22 protein-coding genes and 1 pseudogene are annotated in these 20,752 nt (G+C 69.0%); 11 read left to right on the top strand and 12 right to left on the bottom strand.

Annotated elements, in window-relative coordinates; translation table 11 throughout:
* Positions 1-5 precede the first annotated feature (5 nt).
* Positions 6-1,115 carry a sigma-54 interaction domain-containing protein gene (locus AC1DYN_RS17465; RefSeq protein WP_477961771.1) on the bottom strand — a complete coding sequence of 370 codons (1,110 nt, stop codon included), beginning with the start codon at positions 1,113-1,115 and terminating at the stop codon, positions 6-8.
* Positions 1,116-1,365: 250 nt separating this feature from the next.
* On the opposite strand from AC1DYN_RS17465, the gene AC1DYN_RS17460 reads away from it, so the two are divergent.
* Complete coding sequence (locus tag AC1DYN_RS17460; RefSeq protein WP_477961769.1) at positions 1,366-1,944, top strand: peroxiredoxin; 579 nt, start codon at positions 1,366-1,368, stop codon at positions 1,942-1,944.
* 2 nt (positions 1,945-1,946) lie between these two features.
* Here the strand turns inward: AC1DYN_RS17460 and AC1DYN_RS17455 are convergent, their stop codons facing one another.
* A complete protein-coding gene (locus AC1DYN_RS17455) occupies positions 1,947-2,396 on the bottom strand; it encodes a rhodanese-like domain-containing protein (RefSeq protein WP_477961767.1) in 450 nt (149 codons plus the stop codon).
* A gap of 252 nt (positions 2,397-2,648) precedes the next feature.
* Between AC1DYN_RS17455 and AC1DYN_RS17450 the strand changes: the two genes are divergently transcribed.
* The 9 genes from AC1DYN_RS17450 to AC1DYN_RS17410 all read left to right on the top strand — a co-directional run bounded on the left by AC1DYN_RS17450 (position 2,649) and on the right by AC1DYN_RS17410 (position 11,894).
* Positions 2,649-5,183, top strand: coding sequence for a TonB-dependent receptor (locus AC1DYN_RS17450; protein WP_477961765.1), 2,535 nt, complete (start codon positions 2,649-2,651; stop codon positions 5,181-5,183).
* Between the two features lie 35 nt (positions 5,184-5,218).
* Complete coding sequence (locus tag AC1DYN_RS17445; protein WP_477961763.1) at positions 5,219-7,681, top strand: DUF1549 and DUF1553 domain-containing protein; 2,463 nt, start codon at positions 5,219-5,221, stop codon at positions 7,679-7,681.
* Positions 7,682-7,701: 20 nt separating this feature from the next.
* Positions 7,702-9,120 carry a DUF1501 domain-containing protein gene (locus AC1DYN_RS17440; RefSeq protein ID WP_477961761.1) on the top strand — a complete coding sequence of 473 codons (1,419 nt, stop codon included), beginning with the start codon at positions 7,702-7,704 and terminating at the stop codon, positions 9,118-9,120.
* Positions 9,121-9,140: 20 nt separating this feature from the next.
* A complete protein-coding gene (locus AC1DYN_RS17435; protein WP_477961759.1) occupies positions 9,141-9,497 on the top strand; it encodes a hypothetical protein in 357 nt (118 codons plus the stop codon).
* Positions 9,494-9,883 carry a hypothetical protein gene (locus AC1DYN_RS17430; RefSeq protein ID WP_477961757.1) on the top strand — a complete coding sequence of 130 codons (390 nt, stop codon included), beginning with the start codon at positions 9,494-9,496 and terminating at the stop codon, positions 9,881-9,883. Before AC1DYN_RS17435 ends, AC1DYN_RS17430 begins: the two co-directional genes overlap by 4 nt.
* 26 nt (positions 9,884-9,909) lie before the next feature.
* On the top strand, positions 9,910-10,395 hold the full coding sequence (locus AC1DYN_RS17425; RefSeq protein WP_477961755.1) for a cytochrome c: 486 nt from the start codon (positions 9,910-9,912) through the stop codon (positions 10,393-10,395).
* A 71-nt stretch (positions 10,396-10,466) separates the two neighbouring features.
* Positions 10,467-11,165 carry a lectin gene (locus tag AC1DYN_RS17420; protein WP_477961753.1) on the top strand — a complete coding sequence of 233 codons (699 nt, stop codon included), beginning with the start codon at positions 10,467-10,469 and terminating at the stop codon, positions 11,163-11,165.
* Positions 11,166-11,242: 77 nt separating this feature from the next.
* Positions 11,243-11,650 (top strand): hypothetical protein, encoded by a 408-nt coding sequence (locus AC1DYN_RS17415; protein WP_477961751.1) that lies wholly within the window; start codon positions 11,243-11,245, stop codon positions 11,648-11,650.
* 79 nt (positions 11,651-11,729) lie between these two features.
* The gene (locus tag AC1DYN_RS17410; protein WP_477961750.1) at positions 11,730-11,894 is read left to right on the top strand and encodes a hypothetical protein; all 165 of its coding nucleotides are present in this window, start codon (positions 11,730-11,732) and stop codon (positions 11,892-11,894) included.
* A 20-nt stretch (positions 11,895-11,914) separates the two neighbouring features.
* Here the strand turns inward: AC1DYN_RS17410 and AC1DYN_RS17405 are convergent, their stop codons facing one another.
* From AC1DYN_RS17405 to apaG, 9 genes are all read right to left on the bottom strand, one after another.
* Complete coding sequence (locus AC1DYN_RS17405) at positions 11,915-12,598, bottom strand: energy transducer TonB (RefSeq protein ID WP_477961748.1); 684 nt, start codon at positions 12,596-12,598, stop codon at positions 11,915-11,917.
* Positions 12,595-13,050 carry an ExbD/TolR family protein gene (locus AC1DYN_RS17400; RefSeq protein ID WP_477961746.1) on the bottom strand — a complete coding sequence of 152 codons (456 nt, stop codon included), beginning with the start codon at positions 13,048-13,050 and terminating at the stop codon, positions 12,595-12,597. The genes AC1DYN_RS17405 and AC1DYN_RS17400 overlap by 4 nt, the downstream gene beginning before the upstream one ends.
* On the bottom strand, positions 13,047-13,478 hold the full coding sequence (locus tag AC1DYN_RS17395) for an ExbD/TolR family protein (RefSeq protein ID WP_477961744.1): 432 nt from the start codon (positions 13,476-13,478) through the stop codon (positions 13,047-13,049). Before AC1DYN_RS17395 ends, AC1DYN_RS17400 begins: the two co-directional genes overlap by 4 nt.
* Before the next feature lie 10 nt (positions 13,479-13,488).
* Positions 13,489-14,235: a MotA/TolQ/ExbB proton channel family protein gene (locus AC1DYN_RS17390; RefSeq protein WP_477961742.1), complete on the bottom strand. Its 747-nt coding sequence runs from the start codon at positions 14,233-14,235 to the stop codon at positions 13,489-13,491.
* A 214-nt stretch (positions 14,236-14,449) separates the two neighbouring features.
* The gene (mltA, locus tag AC1DYN_RS17385) at positions 14,450-15,616 is read right to left on the bottom strand and encodes a murein transglycosylase A (RefSeq protein WP_477961741.1); all 1,167 of its coding nucleotides are present in this window, start codon (positions 15,614-15,616) and stop codon (positions 14,450-14,452) included.
* A 115-nt stretch (positions 15,617-15,731) separates the two neighbouring features.
* On the bottom strand, positions 15,732-16,136 hold the full coding sequence (locus tag AC1DYN_RS17380; RefSeq protein WP_477961739.1) for a VapC50 family PIN domain-containing toxin: 405 nt from the start codon (positions 16,134-16,136) through the stop codon (positions 15,732-15,734).
* A 207-nt stretch (positions 16,137-16,343) separates the two neighbouring features.
* The gene (locus AC1DYN_RS17375) at positions 16,344-16,829 is read right to left on the bottom strand and encodes a helix-turn-helix domain-containing protein (RefSeq protein WP_477961737.1); all 486 of its coding nucleotides are present in this window, start codon (positions 16,827-16,829) and stop codon (positions 16,344-16,346) included.
* Positions 16,830-16,879: 50 nt separating this feature from the next.
* Complete coding sequence (locus tag AC1DYN_RS17370) at positions 16,880-18,910, bottom strand: site-specific recombinase (RefSeq protein ID WP_477961736.1); 2,031 nt, start codon at positions 18,908-18,910, stop codon at positions 16,880-16,882.
* On the bottom strand, positions 18,910-19,284 hold the full coding sequence (apaG, locus tag AC1DYN_RS17365) for a Co2+/Mg2+ efflux protein ApaG (RefSeq protein WP_477961734.1): 375 nt from the start codon (positions 19,282-19,284) through the stop codon (positions 18,910-18,912). The genes AC1DYN_RS17370 and apaG overlap by 1 nt, the downstream gene beginning before the upstream one ends.
* Positions 19,285-19,368: 84 nt before the next feature.
* Between apaG and rpe the strand changes: the two genes are divergently transcribed.
* Positions 19,369-20,049, top strand: coding sequence for a ribulose-phosphate 3-epimerase (rpe, locus tag AC1DYN_RS17360; RefSeq protein WP_477961732.1), 681 nt, complete (start codon positions 19,369-19,371; stop codon positions 20,047-20,049).
* 406 nt (positions 20,050-20,455) lie between these two features.
* On the opposite strand, the pseudogene AC1DYN_RS17355 reads toward rpe, so the two are convergent.
* Positions 20,456-20,752: pseudogene (locus AC1DYN_RS17355) on the bottom strand (hypothetical protein); the annotation flags it as partial.

The following is a 20,752-nucleotide window of genomic DNA, read 5'->3' as shown; positions in this document are numbered from 1 at the left end:
CCGGACTACGCGGCTTCGAGGTCCTCGTCGCGCGATGACAGCGCCAGCAGGCCGTAGCGCTTCAGCAGCGTCCGCAGCGTGTTCCGCGTCACCCCCAGCAGGCGCGCCGTCTGCACCTGGTTGTCCCGGCAGCGCGCGAACCCCTGCTGCACCACCAGCGATTCGATCGCCTGCAGCAGGTTCGGATGCCGCCTGTCCATCAGGTCGCCGAGGGCCCGCTCCAGCGCGGCCAGCGGGTCGACCTTGGGCGGCGCTGCGGCCGGCTCGGCCGGGACGGCCTGCACCGTCGCCGCCGACCCCATGAATCCGAGCGGCGTGAAGCGGCAGTCGCCGGCCCGCACGATGCCGTCGCGGCAGACGATCAGCGCGTAGTGGATGACGTTCTCCAGCTCGCGGATGTTGCCCGGCCAGGCATACGCCAGCAGCGCGCTGCGCGCCTCGGGCGACAGCTGCGTGCCCTGCAGCGACAGCTTGCCGGAGAAGGTCGACATGAAATGGCGCGCCAGCGGCAGGATGTCGCCGGGCCGGTCGCGCAGCGGCGGCAGCTCGATGGTGGCGACGCTGAGGCGGAAGTACAGGTCGGCGCGGAAGTGCTGCGCCTCCACCGCGCGGTGCAGCTCGACGTTGGTGGCCGCGACCAGCCGCACGTCGAGCGGGATCGCGCGGCGCGAGCCGAGCCGCACCACCTGGCGTTCCTGCAGCACGCGCAGCAGCTTCACCTGCAGCGCAAGCGGCAGGTCGCCGATCTCGTCGAGGAACAGCGTGCCGCCGTTGGCCGCCTCGAACCAGCCGGCGCGCGACTGGCTCGCGCCGGTGAACGCACCGGCCTCGTGGCCGAACAGCTCGGCATCGATCAGCGACTCGCTGAACGCGCCGCAGTTGACGGCGATGAACGGCCCGTCGCGCCCGCTGCGCTTGTGGATGTGGCGGGCGATGAGTTCCTTGCCGGTGCCGGTCTCGCCGACCACCAGCACGGTGGCCTCGCTGCCGGCCACGCGTTCCACCTGCTCCAGCACGGCGAGCGAACGCGGGTCATGGAACAGCAGGGCCTTGGCACGGATCGAGAGCGCGAGGCTGGCGGAATCGGGCAGGGTGAGCAGGTGGTCGGCAGACATGCGGTGGGCGGGTGGCTGGCAGTGACGCGATCCACACAGTAGGTGTCTTGTTCCGTGCCGTGAACGCAGCATTTCACGCTTGCATATGCGCCCGTCAAGGCGATCAGGGTCATCGCTGTCGCGTTGTGCGCGGCGCTGTTGCATCGCCAACAATGGCGCCGCACGGGCTGCTGCCGGCGCAGCAGGTGCAGGGCCGCGGGGCAGGCCCGCGAGTTGCACGCCGGCCCTTTCCAACTCCCGGTCGATCCGCATGAAACACCTGCTTGCCACCTGCCTGCTGTCCACCGCCGCCGCTGCCACCGTTCCCGCGAACGCCGCGTTGCGCGAGGGCGACACCGCGCCGGCCTTCCGCGCCACCGCCTCGCTGGCCGGCAAGGCCTTCGACTACTCGCTGCGCGACGCCCTGGCGCGCGGTCCGGTGGTCGTCTACTTCTACCCGGCCGCGTTCACCATCGGCTGCAGCCTGCAGGCGCATGCCTTCGCGGTGAACACCAGGCAGTTCAGCGAGGCCGGGGCCAGCATCATCGGCGTCTCGCTCGATCGCATCGAGCGGCTCAACGCGTTCTCGGCCGACCCGGAGTCGTGCGCCGGCACGGTCGCGGTGGCCTCCGATGCCAAGGGTGCGATCGCGAAGTCGTTCGACCTGGCCGTGCGGGAGCAGAAGGCCGGCAGCAAGACCCGGCGTGGCGACGAGATCGACCACGGCCTGGCGGAGCGGACCACGTTCGTCATCCGGCCCGACGGCCGCATCGCGGCGACCTTGAGCGGGCTGTCGCCCGAAGAGAACGTGGCGCGCGCGCTGGACGCGGTGCGCGCCCTGAAGCACTGAGGCTACGGCGCGACCGCTGACGCCGCCCGCGGCGCCGGCGGCTGGATGTGGCTGACCGCCGTGCCGCCTTCCTTCTCGTAGTCCTCCGAGCCGGTCGCACCGGCCACCTGGTAGCCCTTGCCCGCGAGCAGGTCGCCGATCGCGCCCGCGCGCTGCGCATGGTTCGACACCGTCAGGATGCGCCGGTCGCGCGGCAGCCACGCGAGCTGTTTCTCGACGTCGCGGTTCTGGATGCTCAGGAACACCGGGAAGCTGCCGTACTTGATCAGTTCGTCGGGGCGGCGGACGTCCAGCACCAGCACGCCGCCGGGCTGCGCAAGCAGCGCGTCGACCTCGGCGCGGGCGAGCCGCTTCGTCTTGTACTTCCAGGCGTCCGCGGCCTGCTGGGCCGATGCGCCGACGGCGCCGACGGCGAGGGCCGCGGCGAGCGCGGCGATCTTGAAACTCTTCATGGAGCGGGTGTCCCGTGGTGGTGGTGAGAGACACCGCCATCGCAGCATTCATGCCATTCGCGCCACCCGGCGATGCGCTGCTGCCGCAGCGACGAACACGACAGCCGCGTTGCACACACAACAGCCGCAAGCCTCGCCCTTGCTGGCTTTGCAGCAGATCCACGGCCGCGCGCCAGGCATGCGCCGTGCTCTCAGGGTGGTGGCTCGACACACGAAGAAGCCACACGACAACCACCACCGAGGGACCCTCTCTTGATCAAGCAGTTGCTCCGACTCTCGCCGATCGCGGCGGCCGTCATCGCGGTCCTCGCGCATGCGGCCGACGCGCCGCCCGCCCCCGATGCCGCCGCCTCGGCCCCGGTCGCCGACAACGAAGCCAAGGCGCTCGACGCGGTCGTCGTGCGCAGCCGCAACCGCATCGAGCGGCTGCAGGACGTGCCGCTGTCGATCTCGGTGGTGCAGGGGTCTGAACTCGAACGGCTCAGCGCCTACGGCATCGACGCGATCACGCGGCGTGCCGCCAACGTCTCGTGGAACCTGGGCAACCAGCGCACCAGCTCGCTGAGCATCCGCGGCGTCGGCAAGATCGGGCAGACCGAGGCGCAGGACCCGAGCGTCGGCGTCATCGTCGACGGCGTCAACTACGCCTACAACGCCCTCACCTCCAGCTTCAACTTCATCGACGTCGACACCGTCGAGGTCACGCGCGGCCCGCAGGGCACGCTGCTCGGCAAGAACACCAGCCTGGGCGTCGTCAACATCACGACGCGCCGGCCGTCGTTCACGCCCACCGCCGACTACACGCTCGAGTTCCGCCAGCGCGGCGGCTTCGCCGGCACCGCGGCCGTCGGCGGCCCCGTCGTCGACGACCTGATCGCCTGGCGCGGCACCTTCTCGGTCGACCGCGGCGAAGGCGACGTCGAGAACCACTACAACCGCGACATCACCTACACCAACACCGACCGCGTGTCGGGCCGCGTGCAGTTCCTGATCACGCCGGACCCGGACTTCAACGCCCGCCTCGCGTTCGACCTGCAGCCGCGCGCCGGCGAGACCACCAACGGCCGCACCGTCTTCACGCCGACGCCGTCGACCTACGCGAACGGCTCGCCCAACACCGCGGTCGACAACGCGACCCGGCTGTCGCGCCGCTGGTTCACGCAGAACACCGGCTACAGCCTGGGCGACTACTACGCCTTCCTCAGCAACGACAACCAGCGTCCGCTGGTCACCGGCAGCCGCGGCGCGTCGGCCGAGCTGAACTGGAAGCTCGCCGGCGGCCACACGCTGACCTCGATCAGCGCGTACAAGGACTACCACTTCGACGCCGTCAACGACGAGGGCACGCCGTTCGACGTCTACCGCAACTCCGGCGGCTTCTGGAACGACTACCGCCAGGCCAGCCAGGAGCTGCGCATCAGCTCGGCGGCCGGCGGCTTCGTCGACTACCAGGGCGGGCTGTACTACATCGACGTGCACAACGAAGCAGACTACCGCCGCGCCTGGGGCAACGATGCCGGCGCCTGGTTCGCGAGCAACGCGCAGTACAACCGGCTGGATGCCGATGCGGCCGGCCGCCTGCTGATGCTGAACTCGCTGGCCAACGTGGCCACCTCGTACAACTCGCCGACCGGCGTGCAGGAGATCCGCAACAAGAGCGCCGCCGTCTTCGCGCAGGCCAACTGGCACCTGAGCGAGCCGCTGACGCTGACCACCGGCCTGCGCTTCACGCGCGAGGACCGCCAGAACGCCGGCCGCTCGACCCTCAACAGCAGCGGCAGCGCGCCCGAGCTGAACCCGGATGCGGTCGGCACCGATGACCTGATCGCGCAGAAGTACTTCGGCGTCCCGACCTATGCCGGGCTGACCGCCGCGCAGAAGCAGCAGGTGGCCGATGCGAAGGCGATCCGCAAGAGCCAGCTCGGCGTGCTGTTCAACCAGACGCAGGCCGAGTCGTTCCAGAAGACCCAGCCGGCGCTGGTGGTGAGCCCGTCGTACAAGGTCAGCGAGCAGCTGACCACCTACTTCTCGTACCAGCACGGCGAGAAGGCGGGCATCGCGCAGCTGGTGAACGGCGTGTCGGCGCTGGTCCAGCCGGAGAAGACCAACGCCTTCGAGCTCGGGTTCAAGTCGACGCTGTTCGACAAGACGCTGGTCTTCAACGCCGACGTCTTCCTGATGAACATCACCGACTACCAGCAGTCGGTGCGCATCGTCGACCAGTACACCACCGCGCTGAACAACGACGGCAGCTTCTACTACACCTCGGCCACCGGCAACGTGCCGAAGGTCAGGGTGTCGGGGCTGGAGGTCGACGGCGTCTATGCCGGCATCCCGAACACCACGCTGCGCTTCTCGGGCGCCTACAACAAGGCGATCTACAAGGACTTCGCCAATGCCGCGCAGCCGGTGGAGAACGGCTACGCCGGCGCACCGCCCTACCGCGACCTCAGCGGCCAGCCGCTGGCCGGCGCGCCGAAGTACAGCGTCAACCTCGGTGCCGACTACCGCCAGCCGGTGCGGGGCGACAAGGTATTCCACACCAGCGCCAACGTGTCGGCCAACAGCAGCTACTACTCCGACAACGCGTTGTCCGCCTATTCGGTGATCCCGAAGAGCGCGCTGGTCGACTGGGCCATCGGCGTCGGCACGCAGAGCAGGAGCTTCGACGTCAGCCTGGTCGTCAAGAACCTGTTCAACGACGACACGCCGCGCTCGAAGACCTGGAACAGCTACGCGCCGGCCATCCCGCGCAGCGTCGGCATCCAGTTCGCCGGCAAGTTGTAGGCGCTTCATCCACCTCCCGCAGATCGAGTACGTCCATGAAACTCAAGTTGCTTTCTGCCTTCCTCGCGATCGGCGCCAGCGCAGCGATCGCCACCGCCGCCGACGAGAAGCCGGCCGCGCCGCCGGCCGCCGCCAAGGCCTGGGCCTACACCCCGCCGCAGGCTCCCGCCGAGCCGGCGGTGAAGAACAAGCGCTGGGTGCGCACGCCGCTCGATGGCTTCGTGCTCGCCAGGCTCGAAGCCAAGGGCCTGTCGCCCTCGGCCGAAGCCGACCGCGCCACCTTCATCCGCCGCGCGACGCTGGACGCCTGGGGCCTGATCCCGACGCCGGAGGAGGTCAAGGCCTTCGTCGCCGACCGCTCGCCCAAGGCGCACGAGAAGCTGGTCGATCGCTTGCTCGCGTCGCCGCGCTACGGCGAGCGGCAGGGCCGGCGCTGGCTCGACCTGACGCGCTATGCCGACAGCGACGGCTACAACGCCGACGGCACGCGGCCCAACATCTGGCGCTACCGCGACTACGTGATCGACGCGTTCAACCGCGACAAGCCCTTCGACCGCTTCGTCAAGGAGCAACTGGCCGGCGACGAGCTGTGGCCGGACAGCATCGAGGCCCAGGTGGCAACCGGCTTCCTGCGCAACTTCCCGGACGAGATCAACGCGCGCGACCTGAACCTGAAGAAGCAGGAGGTCGCCAACGACCTGACCGACACCGTCGGCTCGGTGCTGCTGGGCACCACGGTCAATTGCGCGCAGTGCCACGACCACAAGTTCGACAAGATCTCGCAGAAGGAGTATTACCAGCTGCAGGCCTTCCTGGTGAATGCGAGCTGGCGCGACGACGTGCCGGCGATCAACGGCCAGGCGCTCGCCGAGTACAGCGTCAAGCGCGCCAGGTGGGAGGCCGCGACGCAGTCGATCCGCGACCAGCAGGAGGCGCTGCTCAAGCCCGTCGTCGACAAGCTCGAGTCCGACCGCCTGTCGGGCTTCGTGCCCGAGACGCGCGTGTCGATCAGCAAGCCCGAGGCCGAGCGCAACGCCTACGACCGCTGGATCTACCACCGCAACCTGTGGACCATGTCGGGCCGCACGCGCAACGCGGTGAACCAGCTGAAGACCAAGGACAAGGCCGGCTACGAGAAGTACCAGGCGCTGTCCGAGCAGCTGAAGGCCTTCGACAAGATCAAGCCGCGCGACCCCGGCAGCATCTCGACCATGACCGAGCTGGGCCATGCCGACAGCCCGCCGACCTACGTGCTGTTCAAGGGCATCTACGACAAGAAGCTCGATGAGGTGCAGCCGGCGGTGCCGGCGCTGCTGGGCGGCAACACGCCGGCGATCCAGCCGACCGCGACCTCGTCGGGCCGCCGCACGGCACTGGCCAACTGGATCGCCGACCCGGCCAACCCGCTGACCGCGCGCGTCTTCGTCAACCGCCAGTGGGCGCAGTTCTTCGGCACCGGCATCGTCGACACCGTCAGCGACTTCGGCAAGATGGGCAGCAAGCCCAGCAACCCCGAGCTGCTGGACCACCTGGCGACGAGCTTCGTGAAGAACGGCCGGAGCGTGAAGGCGCTGCAGCGCGAGATCCTGCTGTCGGGCGCGTACCGCCAGGCCTCGGCGGCGCGCCCCGAGGCGCAGGCCGTCGACCCGGGCAACAAGCTGCTGTGGGCCTTCCCGCGCCAGCGGCTCGAGGCCGAGGAGATCCGCGATTCGCTGCTGGCCGCCGCCGGGCTGCTGGAAGAGAAGCTGGGCGGACCGGCGGTGTTCCCGCCGATCCCCATCAACCTGGACAACCGCAATGCGTGGCCGACCTCGGAGAACCCGCACGACCACCACCGCCGCAGCGTCTACATCTTCGTGCGCCGCAACACGCCGTACCCGCTGCTCGACACCTTCGACTGGGCCAACCCGCAGCTGGTGCACAACAAGCGCGAGGTGACGACGACGGCGCCGCAGGCGCTGGCGCTGATCAACAGCGACCTGGTGTTCGAGTGGTCGAAGGCGCTGGCCGGCCGCGTGATCCGCGAGGCCGGGCCGAAGGAGCCGGCGCAGATCGACCGCCTGTTCGAGATCCTCTATGCGCGCAAGCCGGACAGCGTCGAGAAGGGCAAGCTGCTGGCCTTCCTCGACAGCCAGGAGGCGTTGACGCGCCAGCAGCTGGTGCAGGGCAGGAAGCTCAATGCGCCCGAAGGCTATGGCGTGAGCCCGGTGCTGACGGCGCAGATCGACCAGCTCTACAAGACGGTCTACGGCCGCAGCGCCGACCGCTACGAGAAGGCGGTGTTCGTGCAGACGCTGGCGAAGCAGCAGGAGAAGCTGAAGTCGGGCGACGCCGGCGGCGACGACGACGAAGACGATGCGAAGGGCTCCGACGCGAAGGCGGGCAAGGCAGCCAAGGCCAGGAAGGCCGAGCCCACGCTGAACCCGGCGCGTGCCGCCGCCTTCGTCGACCTGGTGCATGCGGTCGCGAACTCCAACGAATTCACCTACCGGTTTTGAGAACCCACGAGGACATTGACATGAGCCACCACCATCACCATTCGCGTCGCGACTTCCTCGGCCAGCTGGGCGCGGGCGCGGCACTCGGGCTGGGCATCCAGTCGGCCTGGGCCAGCGAGCTGGCCGACCCCCAGGCGCTGCGCGAGCCTCATTTCCCGGCCAAGGCCAAGGCCGTCATCTGGCTGCACATGGCCGGCGCGCCGAGCACGCTGGACCTGTTCGACTACAAGCCCGACCTGATCAAGCTGGCCGGCACGCCGCTGCCCGATTCGTTCGGCCGCAACCTGAAGACCGCGACCGACGGCGGCGTCGGCAACCTGCTCGCGACCAAGCGCACCTGGAAGCAGCATGGCGAGACCGGCGCGTGGGTGTCGGACCTGCTGCCCCACCTGTCGAAGCAGGTCGACCAGATCGCGTTCCTGAAGGGCTGCAAGACCGAGGGCAGCACGCACGTGATCTCGTCGCTGAAGCTGCACACCGCCGGCCTGGTGCCGGGGCGTCCGGCGCTGGGGTCGTGGGTGCAGTACGCGCTCGGCTCGTCCAACCCGGACCTGCCGGCCTTCGTCGTGCTGCCCACCGGCAAGGGGGCGGCCGGCGGCGGGCGCGGCCAGGTGATCTGGAGTTCGGGCTTCCTGCCCGCGGCCTACCAGGGCACGGCCTTCCGCCAGGGCGATTCGCCGATCCTGCACCTGGCACGGCCGGCCAACCTGAGCGAGGCCGAGCAGCGCAACACGCTGGCGCTGCTGAAGTCGCTGAACGAGCACCAGTCGGCCGGCTTCCCGAACGACACCGAGCTGCAGGCGCGCACCCGGTCCTATGACCTGGCCTTCCGCATGCAGAGCTCGGCGCCGGAGGCGGTCGACATGGGCAAGGAGACCGCGGCGACGAAAGAGCTGTACGGCATCGGCCAGAAGGAGACCGACGAGTACGGCACCGCGCTGCTGCGTGCGCGCCGGCTGGTCGAGCGCGGCGTGCGCTTCGTGCACTGCATCTCCGGCGCGCCGGACAACAGCGTGGACAGCTGGGATGCGCACAACGGCCTCGAGAAGAACCACGGCGTGATGTGCAAGCAGGTCGACAAGCCGGTGGCCGGGCTGCTGGCCGACCTGAAGTCGCGCGGGCTGCTGGAGAGCACGCTGGTGGTCTGGACCTCGGAGTTCGGCCGCACGCCGTATGGCCAGAGCGGCGACGGGCGCGACCACAACCCCTGGGGCTACACCAGCTGGCTGGCCGGCGGCGGCATCAAGCCGGGCACGCACGGGGCCACCGACGAGATCGGGCTGCGCGCGGTGAGCGGCGTGGTCGACACCTACGACCTGCAGGCGACCATCCTTCACCAGCTGGGGCTGGACCACAAGAAGATCACCTTCCTGTACCAGGGGCGATCGGAGAAGCCGACCTCGGTGTTCGGCGACGTCGTCAAGGAGATCCTCGTCTGAAGCCGGCACGACTTTCACTCGTGCTGGCGGGGCTGCTGGTCGCGGGGGCTGCGTCGGCCGCCTTCTCGCTGGACGGCGACCTGATGCGCGGCATCGAGGACACCACCAAGAGCCTGGACTCGAACGTCTCGCTGAAGAACAAGGAGGCCGCTGCTGCCGAAGCGCAGCAGCTGGTCGACTGGTTCGCGCAGGTCCAGGGCTACTACGAGGCCAAGGGCGACGCGGCCGATGCGGTCGGCTTCTCGCGCAAGACGCATGCGCTGGCGGCCGAGCTGCGCAAGGCGCTTGCGAGCGAGGACTACGACGCGGCGTCGGACACGCTCGGCCTGCTGGTGCGCTCGTGCAAGACCTGCCACGAGGTCTACAAGAACAAATGAAAGCACCGACCTTCCTCGCCGCGGCGCTGGTGGCCGCGGGGCTGGCCGCGCCCGCGTTCGCGGCCAGCGTGCTCGAGTTCGACGTGTGGATGCGTGCGATCGACAAGTCCAGCGTCGCGGTGCAGAAGAGCATCGCGCGCCAGGACGCGGCGGCCGCGCGCGCCGATGCGCAAGAGATCGAGCGGCTGTACGCGTTGATGGAGGCCTTCTTCCGCGACGACCTGCCGGCAGCCGATGCACGGCAGATCTCGGCCGACGGGCGAGAGCTGGCGGCGTCGATCGCGCCGCTGCTCGGCGCCGGCGACTACGAGCGTGCCGGTGGCGCCGCGCGGCGCATCGCGCAGGCCTGCAACGACTGCCACGACCAGTACAAGCCCTTCAAGTGAATCCGTTTCCTCCACCTCACACCATCATGATGAAACCCACGAGCATTCGCATCGCAACCGTTCTGGCGCTGGGCGTCGCAGTTGCCACGACCGCGGCCACGGCCTGGGCGCAGCAGGCGCCGAAACCGGAGAACCAGATCCGCTGGCGCCAGTCGGCCTTCCAGGTGATTGCGCTGAACACCGCGCGCATCAAGGCCTCGGTCGACGGCAGCTACAACAAGGACGAGGTCGTCAGGTCGGCGAGCGCGATCGCGGCGCTGGCCAACACCAATTTGCTGGCGCTGTTCACGCCCGGCACCGAGGCCGGCAAGGGCTGGCACGACACCACCGCCAAGGCCGAGCTGTTCAAGGACACGCAGCGCGTGGCCGAGCTGAACGCGGCCTTCACGAAAGAGGCCAACGAGCTGCTGCGCGTCGCGCAGGCCGGTGATGCCGCGGCAGTGAAGGACCAGCACGGCAAGCTGTCGCGCACCTGCAAGTCCTGCCACGACGACTTCCGCAATTCGAACTGATGTCGTAGCCCGGATGAAGCGCAGCGCAATCCGGGAGAGCCGCACGCCCGATTCCAACGAGGAGAACGACGATGATCCATCACAAGAAAAAGCTTCTGGCCGCACTGGCCTGCGTGGCCATGGGCCCGCTGCACGCCCAGACCGCCGCATCGGCGCCGCGGCCGGCTGAGCCGCCCAAGCCGTTCACATTTTTCGTGACGAGCGAAGGCACCGGCAAGGGTGCCGACCTGGGCGGCCTGTCGGGTGCCGATGCGCACTGCAAGAAGCTGGCGAGCGCCGTCGGCAACGACACCAAGACCTGGCGGGCCTACCTGAGCACGCAGGAGGCGAACGGCCAGCCGGCGGTGAATGCGCGCGACCGCATCGGCGCGGGTCCGTGGACCAACGTGCGCGGCGCGGTGGTGGCGCGCGACCTGGCGCACCTGCACGGCGATACGCTCGAGCTGGCGCGGCTGGGCAGCAATCTGACGCGCAACACGGTGTTCACCGAGAAGAACGAGCCGGTGAAGGGTGCGGGCGACAAGCCGAACCAGCACGACATCCTGACGGGCTCGCAACCGGACGGGCGGGCGTTTGCCGACGCGGCCGACCACACCTGTCGCAACTACATCAGCAGCGCGGCGGACGGCTCGGCGCAGGTCGGGCACTTCGATCGCACGGGCGGGGGCAACAGCTCGTGGAACTCGGCGCATGCGAGCCGCGGGTGTGGGCAGGAGAACCTGGTGAGCACGGGCGGTGCCGGGCTCTTCTACTGCTTCGCGATCGATTGAATCGGTGCGGGTCCCGGATTGGCCAGTGTCCGATGCATTAAGCTTTCGCGTCGGCGACGAGGTGCGGCTGCGACAGCGTGGATGCCCTCCGGAACGATGCCAACCAAGAGCAGTTCAGTTCTTTCCCGGAGGGAGGCAACATGTCGAAAACATCAGCGCCAAGGGCGGCCCTGTCCGCCCTGGCTGTCGCTCTTGCGACCATCGCGCCTGTTGCGCATGCCGTCACCGAATGCCTGGTCACGCCAGCCGACCTGTTCGTCGGCGGCGATCCGCCCGCCAGCGGCGGCAACAGCTACTTCTATGCGAGCTGGCTGGAGGGTGGTGCCGGCGTGGTCAACCAATCCGACCCCAACTACAAATCCATGCTGGCGGTCGTCATGACGGCCAAGGTGATGCACCAGAAGGTCAGGATCCGCTACCTGCCTGACAACGCCAGCTGCACCGCCGGGAATCCCGGTCCGGTGCTGGGCATCTGGATGCTCTGAAGGAGGAACCTCATGCTGATTTTTCACGCGGTGCGCCTGCGCCGATCGATCGCCGCCGCCTTGATGATGTTCGGATTCGTTGCCGCCAGTTCTTCCTGAACCTGACCGACCCCACTACAAGGGCGTCCTGGCGACGGTACTGACCGCGCAGACCACCGGCAAGACGCTGATGATGGGCACGCAGCTGGCGGCTGTCGGCAGCGGCAGCTACTGCCAGATTCTCTACGTGTACCTCATCGGCTGATCACCGGACCCGGCGCAGGTTCAGCGTTTGAAGAGCACGTCCAGCACCACCTGGACCTCCTCGGCTCCCCCGGCCGAGCACTTCATGCGCTTCACCGCGCCCTGCACGTACTTGTAGTACTCCTTGGGCCCCGATTGCGGCACCGCGTCGACCACCTGGCTGCCGCGCACCGTGATGCGCGTGCGCACCGCACCGACGATGCCGACGCGGTCGAAGGCATCGGCCAGCACCTGCTCCAGCACGCCCTGGTAGCCCGGGCACGCGAGGCTGATCTCCTGCTTCGCGACCACCGGCTTCGGCTCCGGCGCTGGCGGGGGCGGCGGCGCGATCACCAGCGGTTCCTTCGGCGGCTCGGCCTGCACCGCGGTGATCTGCGGCTCGGGCGCGGCCACCGGGGTCACATCGGGAGGTGGCACATACGCGGGCGGCGGCGTCAGCACTTTCGGCGCCGGCTGGATCTTCTCGATCTTCGGCGGGGGCGGGGGCGGCGGCGGCGGCGCCTCCGGCACGATGCTCATCTGGATCGGCTTCTTGATCACCTCGACCGCTTCGCGCGCCAGGCCCGAGGCCAGCGCATAGGCGATCAGCACGTGCAGGCCCAGCACGGCGGCCAGGCCGGCACCGCGGCGCGTCCCGGCATCCTCGTAGGTGGGGCTGTCGTCGCGGGCCAGCAGGCGGCCCGACGGGGGAAGTACGGCGCTCATGGGGCTCCCTGGTTGTCGATGAACTGTTCGCTGCCGACCACGCCCATGCGGTGCAGGCCGGCTTGGTTGACGGCCACCATCACCTCGGCGAAGCGGTCGTACCGGGTGTGCGCGTCCGGGCGCACATGCAGCTCCGGCGGTTCGGGCTGTGCCGCCGCCGCCTGCAGCCGCTCCTGCAGCTCGCGCGCATCGCGCAGCGGCGTGCCGTTCCAGTGCACCGTGCTTGCGCCGTCGATCGCGATCGTCACGACCTCGGGCTTGACCTCGCTCACCGGCGGCGTGCCCACCGGCAGCTGCAGGTTCACGTTGTGCAGCTGGATCGGGATCGTGATGATCAGCATCACCAGCAGCACCAGCATCACGTCGATCAGCGGCGTCGTGTTGATGTCGGCCACCGGCTCGTCGACCACCAGCGTGCGACGGATCTTCTTCGTGCGTCGCATCGTGCTCATCCCCTCGGAGGCGGTTCGGTGATGAAGCCGACCTTCAGGATGCCGGCGCGCTGGCAGGCCAGCAGGATGCGGCCGACCGGTGCGTAGTCGCCGCGCGCATCGCCGCGGATGTGCACCTCGGGCTGCGGGTTCTGCGCCGCGATCTTCTTCAGGCGCTGCTGCAGGTCGTCGCGGCCGGCGATGCGTGCATCGAACCAGAAGGTGCCGCCCTGCGCATCGACCGAGATCACGACGTCCTTGGGCGTGCTTTCGCGCAGCTCGTTGGGGCGCTTGGGCAGCTCGACCGGCACCGAGAAGTTCGCCACCGGGATCGTGATCAGGAAGATGATCAGCAGCACCAGCATCACGTCGACCAGCGGCGTGGTGTTGATCGCCGCCACCACCTGCTCGTCGCCGCCGCCGTTCACCGCGGCCAGGTTCATCGCCATCGTGCGGGCCTCAGGCCGGCTGGCCGGACAGCAGCACCGAATGCAGCTCGCCGGAGAAGTCGCGCACCTCGTCCATCACCGCGCTGTTGCGGCGCAGCAGCCAGTTGTAGCCCAGCACCGCCGGCACCGCCACCGCCAGGCCGATGGCCGTCATGATCAGCGCCTCGCCCACCGGCCCGGCCACCTTGTCGATCGAGGCCTGGCCCGCGATGCCGATCGCGGTGAGGGCGTGGTAGATGCCCCAGACGGTGCCGAACAGGCCGATGAAGGGCGAGGTGGAGCCGACCGTCGCGAGGAAGCTCAGGCCCGACGACAGGCTGCGCTGCACGCGCTCGGTGGCGCGGTGCACGGCCAGGTCGACCCAGTCGGCGAAGTCGACCTTCGCATGCAGGCCGCTGTGTTTTTTCGTCGCGGCCAGGCCGCTTTCGGCGATGAAGCGGAACGGGCTGCGCTCGGCCAGCTGCGTGGCGCCGGCCTGCACCGTGCCGGCGTTCCAGAAGTCTCGCGCGGCGCGCTTGGCGTGGCCGCCGATGCGCAGCTGCTCGAGCAGCTTGGTGATGATCACGTACCAGCTGCCGATGCTCATCACGGCGAGGATCACCAGCACCGTCTTCGCGACGCCGTCGCTCTGCGTCCACAGCGCCTGCAGGCCGTAGGGGCTGTCGGTGGCGCTGCCGCCTTGTGCGCAGGCGGCGGTGGCGACGAAGGTCGAGGCGGCCAGCAGCAGCGCGCGGCGCAGGAACGAAGACGGGCTCATCGGGGTGATCCGGAAGTGAAGATGCGAAGGCGCAGTGTGGCCAGCCGAGGGGGCGGCGGGAACAAAGCCTTTGGCACTTCGATATGACCGCAGTCCGCGTTGCGCGGGCGGTTTGCTGGGCTTGCAGCAGGCAATGTTGTGAATGCCGCACCCGGATTGGCATCCGGGCTACAAGGCCCGTAGCCCGGATGCCAATCCGGGGTTCAACTTCACTTCAAGAGCGCGGCCACAACACCCACAGCCGCAGCGGCTGCTTCATCCGCCCCGCCTGCTGCTCCGCGACATCGCCCCAGCCCCAGAAGTAGTCGGCCCGCACCGCCCCGGTGATCGCGGTGCCGGTGTCCTGCGCCATCACCGCGCGGCGCAGCGGCGTCGAGCTGAGCGGCTCGGTCGCATCGATCCACACCGGCGTGCCGTACGGGATGCTCTGCGTGTCGACCGCGATCGAGCGCCCCGGCGTCAGCGGCACGCCCTGCCCCCCCTTGGGCCCGAGCGCCGGATCGGGCAACGGCTCCTCGCGGAAGAAGATCACCCGCGGGTTGGCCCACAGCATCTCGTTCAGCCGCTTCGGGTTCTTGCGCGCCCAGGCCTTGATCGATGGCCACGAGGCCTGCTCCAGCGTCAGCTCGCCCTGGTCGACCAGCCAGCGGCCGACCGACTTGTAGGGCTGGTCGTTGTGCGCCGCGAACGCGACGCGCAGCAGCCGGCGCGTGCCGTCGGCCTCGGTCAGCTGCAGGCGCCCCGAACCCTGGATCTGCAGCACCAGCGCATCCAGCGGGTCGGCGATGTAGGCCAGCTCGCGCCCGCGCAGCGCAGCCTGCGCGGCCGGCACCGTCTCCAGCTGCTGGCGCGTCCAGTAGGGCTTGCGCGCCGCCAGGTCGGCCGGCGGCGCATACAGCGGGATGCGGAAGGCACCGCGCGGCACGCGGCTCGCTTCGACCAGCGGCTCGTAGTAGCCGGTCATCAGCCCCTCGGTGCCTCCTTCGAGCGATTCGACGCGCCACGGCTGCACCCGGTTCTGCAGGAACACGCGCACGCTGCCGTCGGTGATGGTGGTCAGCTTCTGCGCATCCAGGCACACGCGGGTCCAGTCGAGCGCCGGCTTCTCGCAGCTGCGCAGCAGCGCGGGCCACAGCTCGGCCGTGCTGTCGAACTCCCAGCCGGGCAGGTCGGTCCATGCGGCGCCGACCCAGCGGCTGCGCACGCGCGTCAGCATCGGCGGCTTGTCGCCGGGCGCCGGCGGTGTGGCGACGGGCGCGTTGGCGGCCGGGCCGGGAGGCGTCGGCACGACGGGTGCGTACTGCGGACCGGCGCACGCGCCCAGCACGCCTAGAATCGCCGCCGCCATCCACCTGAGGCCACGGCCAGGAAACATCATCATGGGACTGATTCTCCTCGAAGCGCTGGGAGCGCTCGCGGTGCTGCTGCTGATCGTGTGGTGGACGATGTTCGCGGGCCGCAAGAAGGGCGAGCGGCACGACGATGAACGTTAGGCCTCAAAGCCTGTGAATGCCTGCCTCATGGGCCGCGCGAAGCGCGGCTGCAGTTCGCACAAGACCATCGTGTTGCAGGGCGTCCAGCAGCGGTGCAGGTTCCGGCTTTGATGTCAGGTCCCGCCTGAAACTGCGGAAGGCGAACGCGAAATCTCCCGGCGACATTGAGAAGACCCCGTGCAGAAACTCGTCAGGGCGCCTCAGCTCGATCCCGAGGCGGGCAAGTTCGTCCTGCTGAAAATCCCGCGCATTTCGTGTGGCCAGAACCACGGCTTCCAAGCCCGGGTAGGCGTTCGATGCAACCAAGTGATGGGCGCAGGCGGCCACATGGACATCTTTCGCTGAATTGACCGCATGTTGAACCGATTCGAACTGCGCTTGAACCGTCGCGGACGGTGACCATCGCATTCGGCAGTGCATCGCCGAGCCGCTGCTGCAGCACCTTCGGGGCCTCAAGGGTCGGCTTGCGGCGCGCATCCACCAGGGCTCGACTCATCTCGTCAAGAATGAGCGGCGACCAATGAAGCTTGATGAGTCCTCGATAGTCGAGGAAGACGAGCAGGCCCCTCGTCGTCGCACCGAACAACGTGTCGGCATCCGCAACGACGGGGATGCTCACTGGGGGCCGGCAAAGATCTCGTCGTCCAGCTCCTGCGCGAGGCGCTTCAACGCCTTGGCCTGCCGAGATTGTTCATGGGCTCGCCATCGAAGAACGGAGCTCTTGAGGACACGGCGCTGATTGCCCACGCGTTGGTGCATGGGAATGGCGCCTGTGTCAACGAGCTTGACGACGAAGGGGCGCGAAACCCCGAGGAGCTTTGCCGCTTGCTCCGTCGAAAGAACTTCGTCTACCGCATCGTCGACCTTTTCACTTCCTGCAGAAAGCTGCACGCCCGCAAGTTGCAGGGTCGCGGCCAGGTCTTGCTCGAGCGCCGACTTGGCGGCAGCTGACATCTTCACGTGCCGCTCGATGACGGACATCAGCGGCTGCGTCGGCACCGACAGGTGAACGACAAGGTCAATGCTGCCCGTAGCCTTGGCGGTGCGCTGCGCAGGAGCAGGCTTCGGTTTGCGCGTGGCACTCACGTGCTTGGGAGTCATGCCCCGATTCTAGGCGAATTGCACGAATTAATCGAAGCGCGCGAAACGCATCAGCCCCTCGGCGGCACGATGAACGACCCCGGCCGCTGCCACAGCCGCCGGCGGATCGCGCGGTAGATGCGGCTGCGGTCGTTCAGCCGGATGCCGCGCGAGCGCAGCGCCACCTTGAACGCGAGGAAGAAGCTGACCGCCAGGTTCAGCGGCCCGGTCAGCGCGATGCCGGCCAGGCACCACCAGAACGGCGGCTGGTGCAGGATGTCGAAGCCGAGCGCACCCACCGCCGCGGCCAGCTGGCCGGTCGACAGCGTCACGTGGCGCACCTCGATCGGCAGCGCGAAGAAGCTCGCGACTGCCGGCACCAGGCCCAGCATCAGCCCGAGCGAGATGTTGGCCGCGAGACCCGAGATGTTGTTGCGCCAGTAGAGCGACCAGCGCTGCGCGCGCGCCGCGCCGAGCCGCGCGACGATGCGCGGGTTCCAGGCGATCGCGCTGTCGAGCCGGTGCCAGACGAACCAGTTCTCGACCCAGCCGGCGATCAGCGAGCTCAGGAACAGCAGCACGCCGGTGAAGGCCGCGTACAGCGGCGTCGGGCCGAGCAGCGTCAGCGTCTCCAGCACGTGCTGTGCGTCCTTCGCGCCGATCAGCGGTGCGCCGAAGGCTGCCGTCCACGCGAATTGCGCCGTCAGCACCAGCGGCGCCACCAGCGCCAGGTTGCCCAGGATGCCGGCGGCCTGCGATCGGATCAGGTGCGCGACCTCGTCGACGAAACCCTCGACCGCCTCGTCGTTCGACACGTCGTCCAGCTTGGCCGCCATCGCCGGCGCCGTCATCGCCGGCTGCTTGGTGGCCACCGTCCAGTGCATCAGGTGGATCAGCACGAAGCTGCCGGCGTAGTTGACGCCGGCGAAGAAGCCGGCCCAGAAGGTCGACAGCCCGAGCGCCAGCACGAAGAACTTCATGAAGGTGGTGCCGGCCAGCACCGCGCCGCCGCCGGCCGCGGCGCGCAGCATCCGGCGGTACTCGCTGCGGTCGCGGGTGATGTAGTGCTCGCCGGTCTCGGCGCTGCGCTCGGCCACCTTGCGCGCGAGCAGCGAGTAGTGGCGCGCGAAGAGCGCGCGGATGCTGCGCCGCTCTCCGGCGGTGCGCACCAGCATGGCCACCAGGCGCGCGATGTCGCGCGCCGGCTCGGGGCTCAGCACGCAGATCAGCAGCTCCTCGACGCGCTGCGTGCGCTCGCGCAACTGCTCCACCGCGAACACCACGTCGACCGACACGCCGTGCGCCTCGAGGTGCAGGTGCACGCTGTCGGCGCAGCGGCGGCAGGTGTCCAGCAGCGCGCGCAGGTACTGCGCCTCGCGCAGCAGCGCCGGCGTGTCGCCGCCGTCGGCATGGGCGCGGATCTGCTCGGCCACGTGGGCCAGCTGGCGGAACGGCTGCGAGGCCAGCAGCTCGGGGCTCATGCGCTGGCGCACCGTCGGCGAGAAGCCGGTGGCGCGGATCGCGCTCGCGAGGAAGGTGATGGCGTCGAGGAAGGGCGCGCGCCAGTGGGTGGTGGCCGCGGCGGCCGGACCGAGCAGCGCGGTCAGGCGCTCGAGCGTCGCTTCATCCAGCGCGTCCAGCCATACCGCGTCGTCCGGCTGCGGGAACAGCAGCCCGAACAGCTCGGCCAGGTCGGTGGTGGCGGGCGTGCCCGGCAGCAGGCGCAGGCGCAGCCGCTGCCCCAGTTCGCCGGCCAGGTCGCGGCGCGGCGAGAAGCCGAAGTCGGCCAGCAGCGCGGCGACGTCCACCTCGCGCCAGAAGCGCGCCAGCAGCGCGGCCACCTCGGCCTGGTGCTCTGGGTGGCGGTCCAGCACGTTCAGCAGGTGGCGCAGCCGCAGCAGCGGCGTCGGCGTCTGCTGGCCGTCCATGGGCAGCGTGGCGTGGCGCAGCCATTCGAGCAGGCGCACCAGCCACAGGTGGCGTTCCGGCAGCGAGGCCGATGCGTCGGCGGCGTTCAGCAGCGCGCTCAGGTCCCACGCGCCCGGCTTGGCCTTGACGGCAGACGCCTTGGCCGCGCCCGCGCGCTTGCGCTTCCAGGGCATCAGTGCAGCGTCGAGGCGAGCGACAGCCCGAACTCGGGCACCGGGGCGTCGAAGGGCCGCGCGTCCTCGGTCATGCAGAAGAAGGTGCCGCGCATGCTGCCCTGCGGCGTGGCCAGGCGCGTCCAGCTGGTGTATTCGTGGCTGTCGCCGGGCTGCAGCAGCGGCTGCTGGCCGACCACGCCCAGGCCGCGCACCTCTTCGACGCGGCCCTGGCCGTCGGTGATCACCCAGTGGCGGGCGATCAGCTGGGCCGCCACGTCGCCGCTGTTGCGCACGGTGATCGTGTAGGCAAAGGCGTAGTGGCCGGTGGCTGCGTTGGACTGCTCGGGCAGGTGACGCACGGCGACCGAGCAGGTGAATTCAGGATGGGCCATGGGCGCGATTCTACGGAGCGGCCTGTGACCGATTCCTCGCCGGCCTAAAATGCCGGCCTTTCGGCCTTTCACCGGCTGCATCGAATGACCACGTTCCGCATCGCTCCCAGCATCTTGTCGGCCGACCTGGCCCGTCTTGGCGAGGAGGTGCGCAACGTCATCGCCGCCGGCGCCGACTGGATCCACTTCGACGTGATGGACAACCATTACGTCCCCAACCTGACCTTCGGGCCGATGGTCTGCGAGGCGGTGCGCAAGCACGCCGTGCGGCCCGACGGCAGCCCGGTGCCGCTGGACGTGCACCTGATGGTGCAGCCGGTCGACCCGCTCGCGCAGGCCTTCTGCCGCGCCGGCGCCAGCACCGTCAGCTTCCACCCCGACGCCAGCACCCACGTCGACCGCACCATCCAGCTGATCCAGGCCGAGGGCTGCAAGGCCGGCCTGGTGTTCAACCCGGCGACGCCGCTGTCGGTGCTGGAGTACGTGATCGACAAGATCGACCTGGTGCTGATCATGAGCGTCAACCCCGGCTTCGGCGGGCAAAGCTTCATCCCGATGGCGCTGAAGAAGATCGAGCAGGCGCGCCGGCTGATCGATGCCAGCGGGCGCGACATCCGGCTCGAGGTCGACGGCGGCATCAAGATCGACAACATCCGCCGCGTCGCCGACGCCGGCGCCGACACCTTCGTTGCCGGCAGCGCGATCTTCGGCCACCCCGATTACGCAGCCATCATCAGGTCGATGCGCCAAGAGCTGGCGTCATGAAGCCGGACATGACCCAACACGGTGCTTTGTTCGGGTAAAGCCGCGAAAACCCCGTGAAAAGTTCTGGCCTGACAGTGGTATTTTTCGGGCCGGTGTCGAGCGCCGGGCCAGCAAGCTCGCCTGTCGACGGGTTCAACCCAGGAAGCTGTCGGAAAACGTAACCTGTTGTCAGGAAAGCAGTTTTCTGGGATTTTCCTCGGGTTTTGCCTGCATTGACGGGTGGTATTACTGGTACTAAACTGGTAGCTAACGAGTGGTTTTGTACCCGTGTACTTGTGCAGGCATGCAGCTTGCCTAAGCCCCTCTAGGCCTTTGATCTGCACAGGAGTTCGCGACCGATGAATTTTTCGCAGCGACAAGCCGACCCCCGCCGCCACCTGGTCGGGATCGGGTTTGTCATTTTGTTTCACGCGGCGATCGTGTATGCGCTGCTGACCGGGTTGGCCAAGAAGGTGGTCGACGTGGTGAGGGCGCCGATCGAGACGAAGGTGATCGAGGAGGTGAAGAAGCCGCCGCCGCCGCCGGAGATCGTGGTGCCGCCGCCGCCGAAGCTGGAGGCCCCTCCGCCGCCGTTCATTCCGCCGCCGGAGGTGCAGGTGGCCACGCCGCCGCCGGTGCAGCAGACGATCACGGCGAGCACGCCGACGCCGCCGCCGGTGACGACGATCGCGCCGACGCCGCCGCCCGCGGCGCCGCCCGCGCC

Source organism: Rhizobacter sp. P2_D12 (genome assembly GCF_056404395.1).
The sequence above is the reverse complement of the archived record's forward strand: the minus strand, read 5'-3'. Positions and strand labels throughout refer to the sequence as shown.

Excerpts from the sequence above, each read along its gene's own strand:
- AC1DYN_RS17370 (WP_477961736.1), bottom strand. The coding sequence starts at position 18,910 with ATGCCCTGGAAGCGCAAGCGCGCGGGCGCGGCCAAGGCGTCTGCCGTC.
- AC1DYN_RS17465 (WP_477961771.1), bottom strand. The coding sequence starts at position 1,115 with ATGTCTGCCGACCACCTGCTCACCCTGCCCGATTCCGCCAGCCTCGCG.
- rpe (WP_477961732.1), top strand. The coding sequence starts at position 19,369 with ATGACCACGTTCCGCATCGCTCCCAGCATCTTGTCGGCCGACCTGGCC.
- apaG (WP_477961734.1), bottom strand. The coding sequence starts at position 19,284 with ATGGCCCATCCTGAATTCACCTGCTCGGTCGCCGTGCGTCACCTGCCC.
- mltA (WP_477961741.1), bottom strand. The coding sequence starts at position 15,616 with ATGATGATGTTTCCTGGCCGTGGCCTCAGGTGGATGGCGGCGGCGATT.
- AC1DYN_RS17405 (WP_477961748.1), bottom strand. The coding sequence starts at position 12,598 with ATGAGCGCCGTACTTCCCCCGTCGGGCCGCCTGCTGGCCCGCGACGAC.
- AC1DYN_RS17375 (WP_477961737.1), bottom strand. The coding sequence starts at position 16,829 with ATGACTCCCAAGCACGTGAGTGCCACGCGCAAACCGAAGCCTGCTCCT.
- AC1DYN_RS17460 (WP_477961769.1), top strand. The coding sequence starts at position 1,366 with ATGAAACACCTGCTTGCCACCTGCCTGCTGTCCACCGCCGCCGCTGCC.
- AC1DYN_RS17390 (WP_477961742.1), bottom strand. The coding sequence starts at position 14,235 with ATGAGCCCGTCTTCGTTCCTGCGCCGCGCGCTGCTGCTGGCCGCCTCG.
- AC1DYN_RS17455 (WP_477961767.1), bottom strand. The coding sequence starts at position 2,396 with ATGAAGAGTTTCAAGATCGCCGCGCTCGCCGCGGCCCTCGCCGTCGGC.
- AC1DYN_RS17420 (WP_477961753.1), top strand. The coding sequence starts at position 10,467 with ATGATCCATCACAAGAAAAAGCTTCTGGCCGCACTGGCCTGCGTGGCC.
- AC1DYN_RS17425 (WP_477961755.1), top strand. The coding sequence starts at position 9,910 with ATGATGAAACCCACGAGCATTCGCATCGCAACCGTTCTGGCGCTGGGC.
- AC1DYN_RS17445 (WP_477961763.1), top strand. The coding sequence starts at position 5,219 with ATGAAACTCAAGTTGCTTTCTGCCTTCCTCGCGATCGGCGCCAGCGCA.
- AC1DYN_RS17400 (WP_477961746.1), bottom strand. The coding sequence starts at position 13,050 with ATGAGCACGATGCGACGCACGAAGAAGATCCGTCGCACGCTGGTGGTC.
- AC1DYN_RS17380 (WP_477961739.1), bottom strand. The coding sequence starts at position 16,136 with ATGCGATGGTCACCGTCCGCGACGGTTCAAGCGCAGTTCGAATCGGTT.
- AC1DYN_RS17440 (WP_477961761.1), top strand. The coding sequence starts at position 7,702 with ATGAGCCACCACCATCACCATTCGCGTCGCGACTTCCTCGGCCAGCTG.
- AC1DYN_RS17430 (WP_477961757.1), top strand. The coding sequence starts at position 9,494 with ATGAAAGCACCGACCTTCCTCGCCGCGGCGCTGGTGGCCGCGGGGCTG.
- AC1DYN_RS17395 (WP_477961744.1), bottom strand. The coding sequence starts at position 13,478 with ATGGCGATGAACCTGGCCGCGGTGAACGGCGGCGGCGACGAGCAGGTG.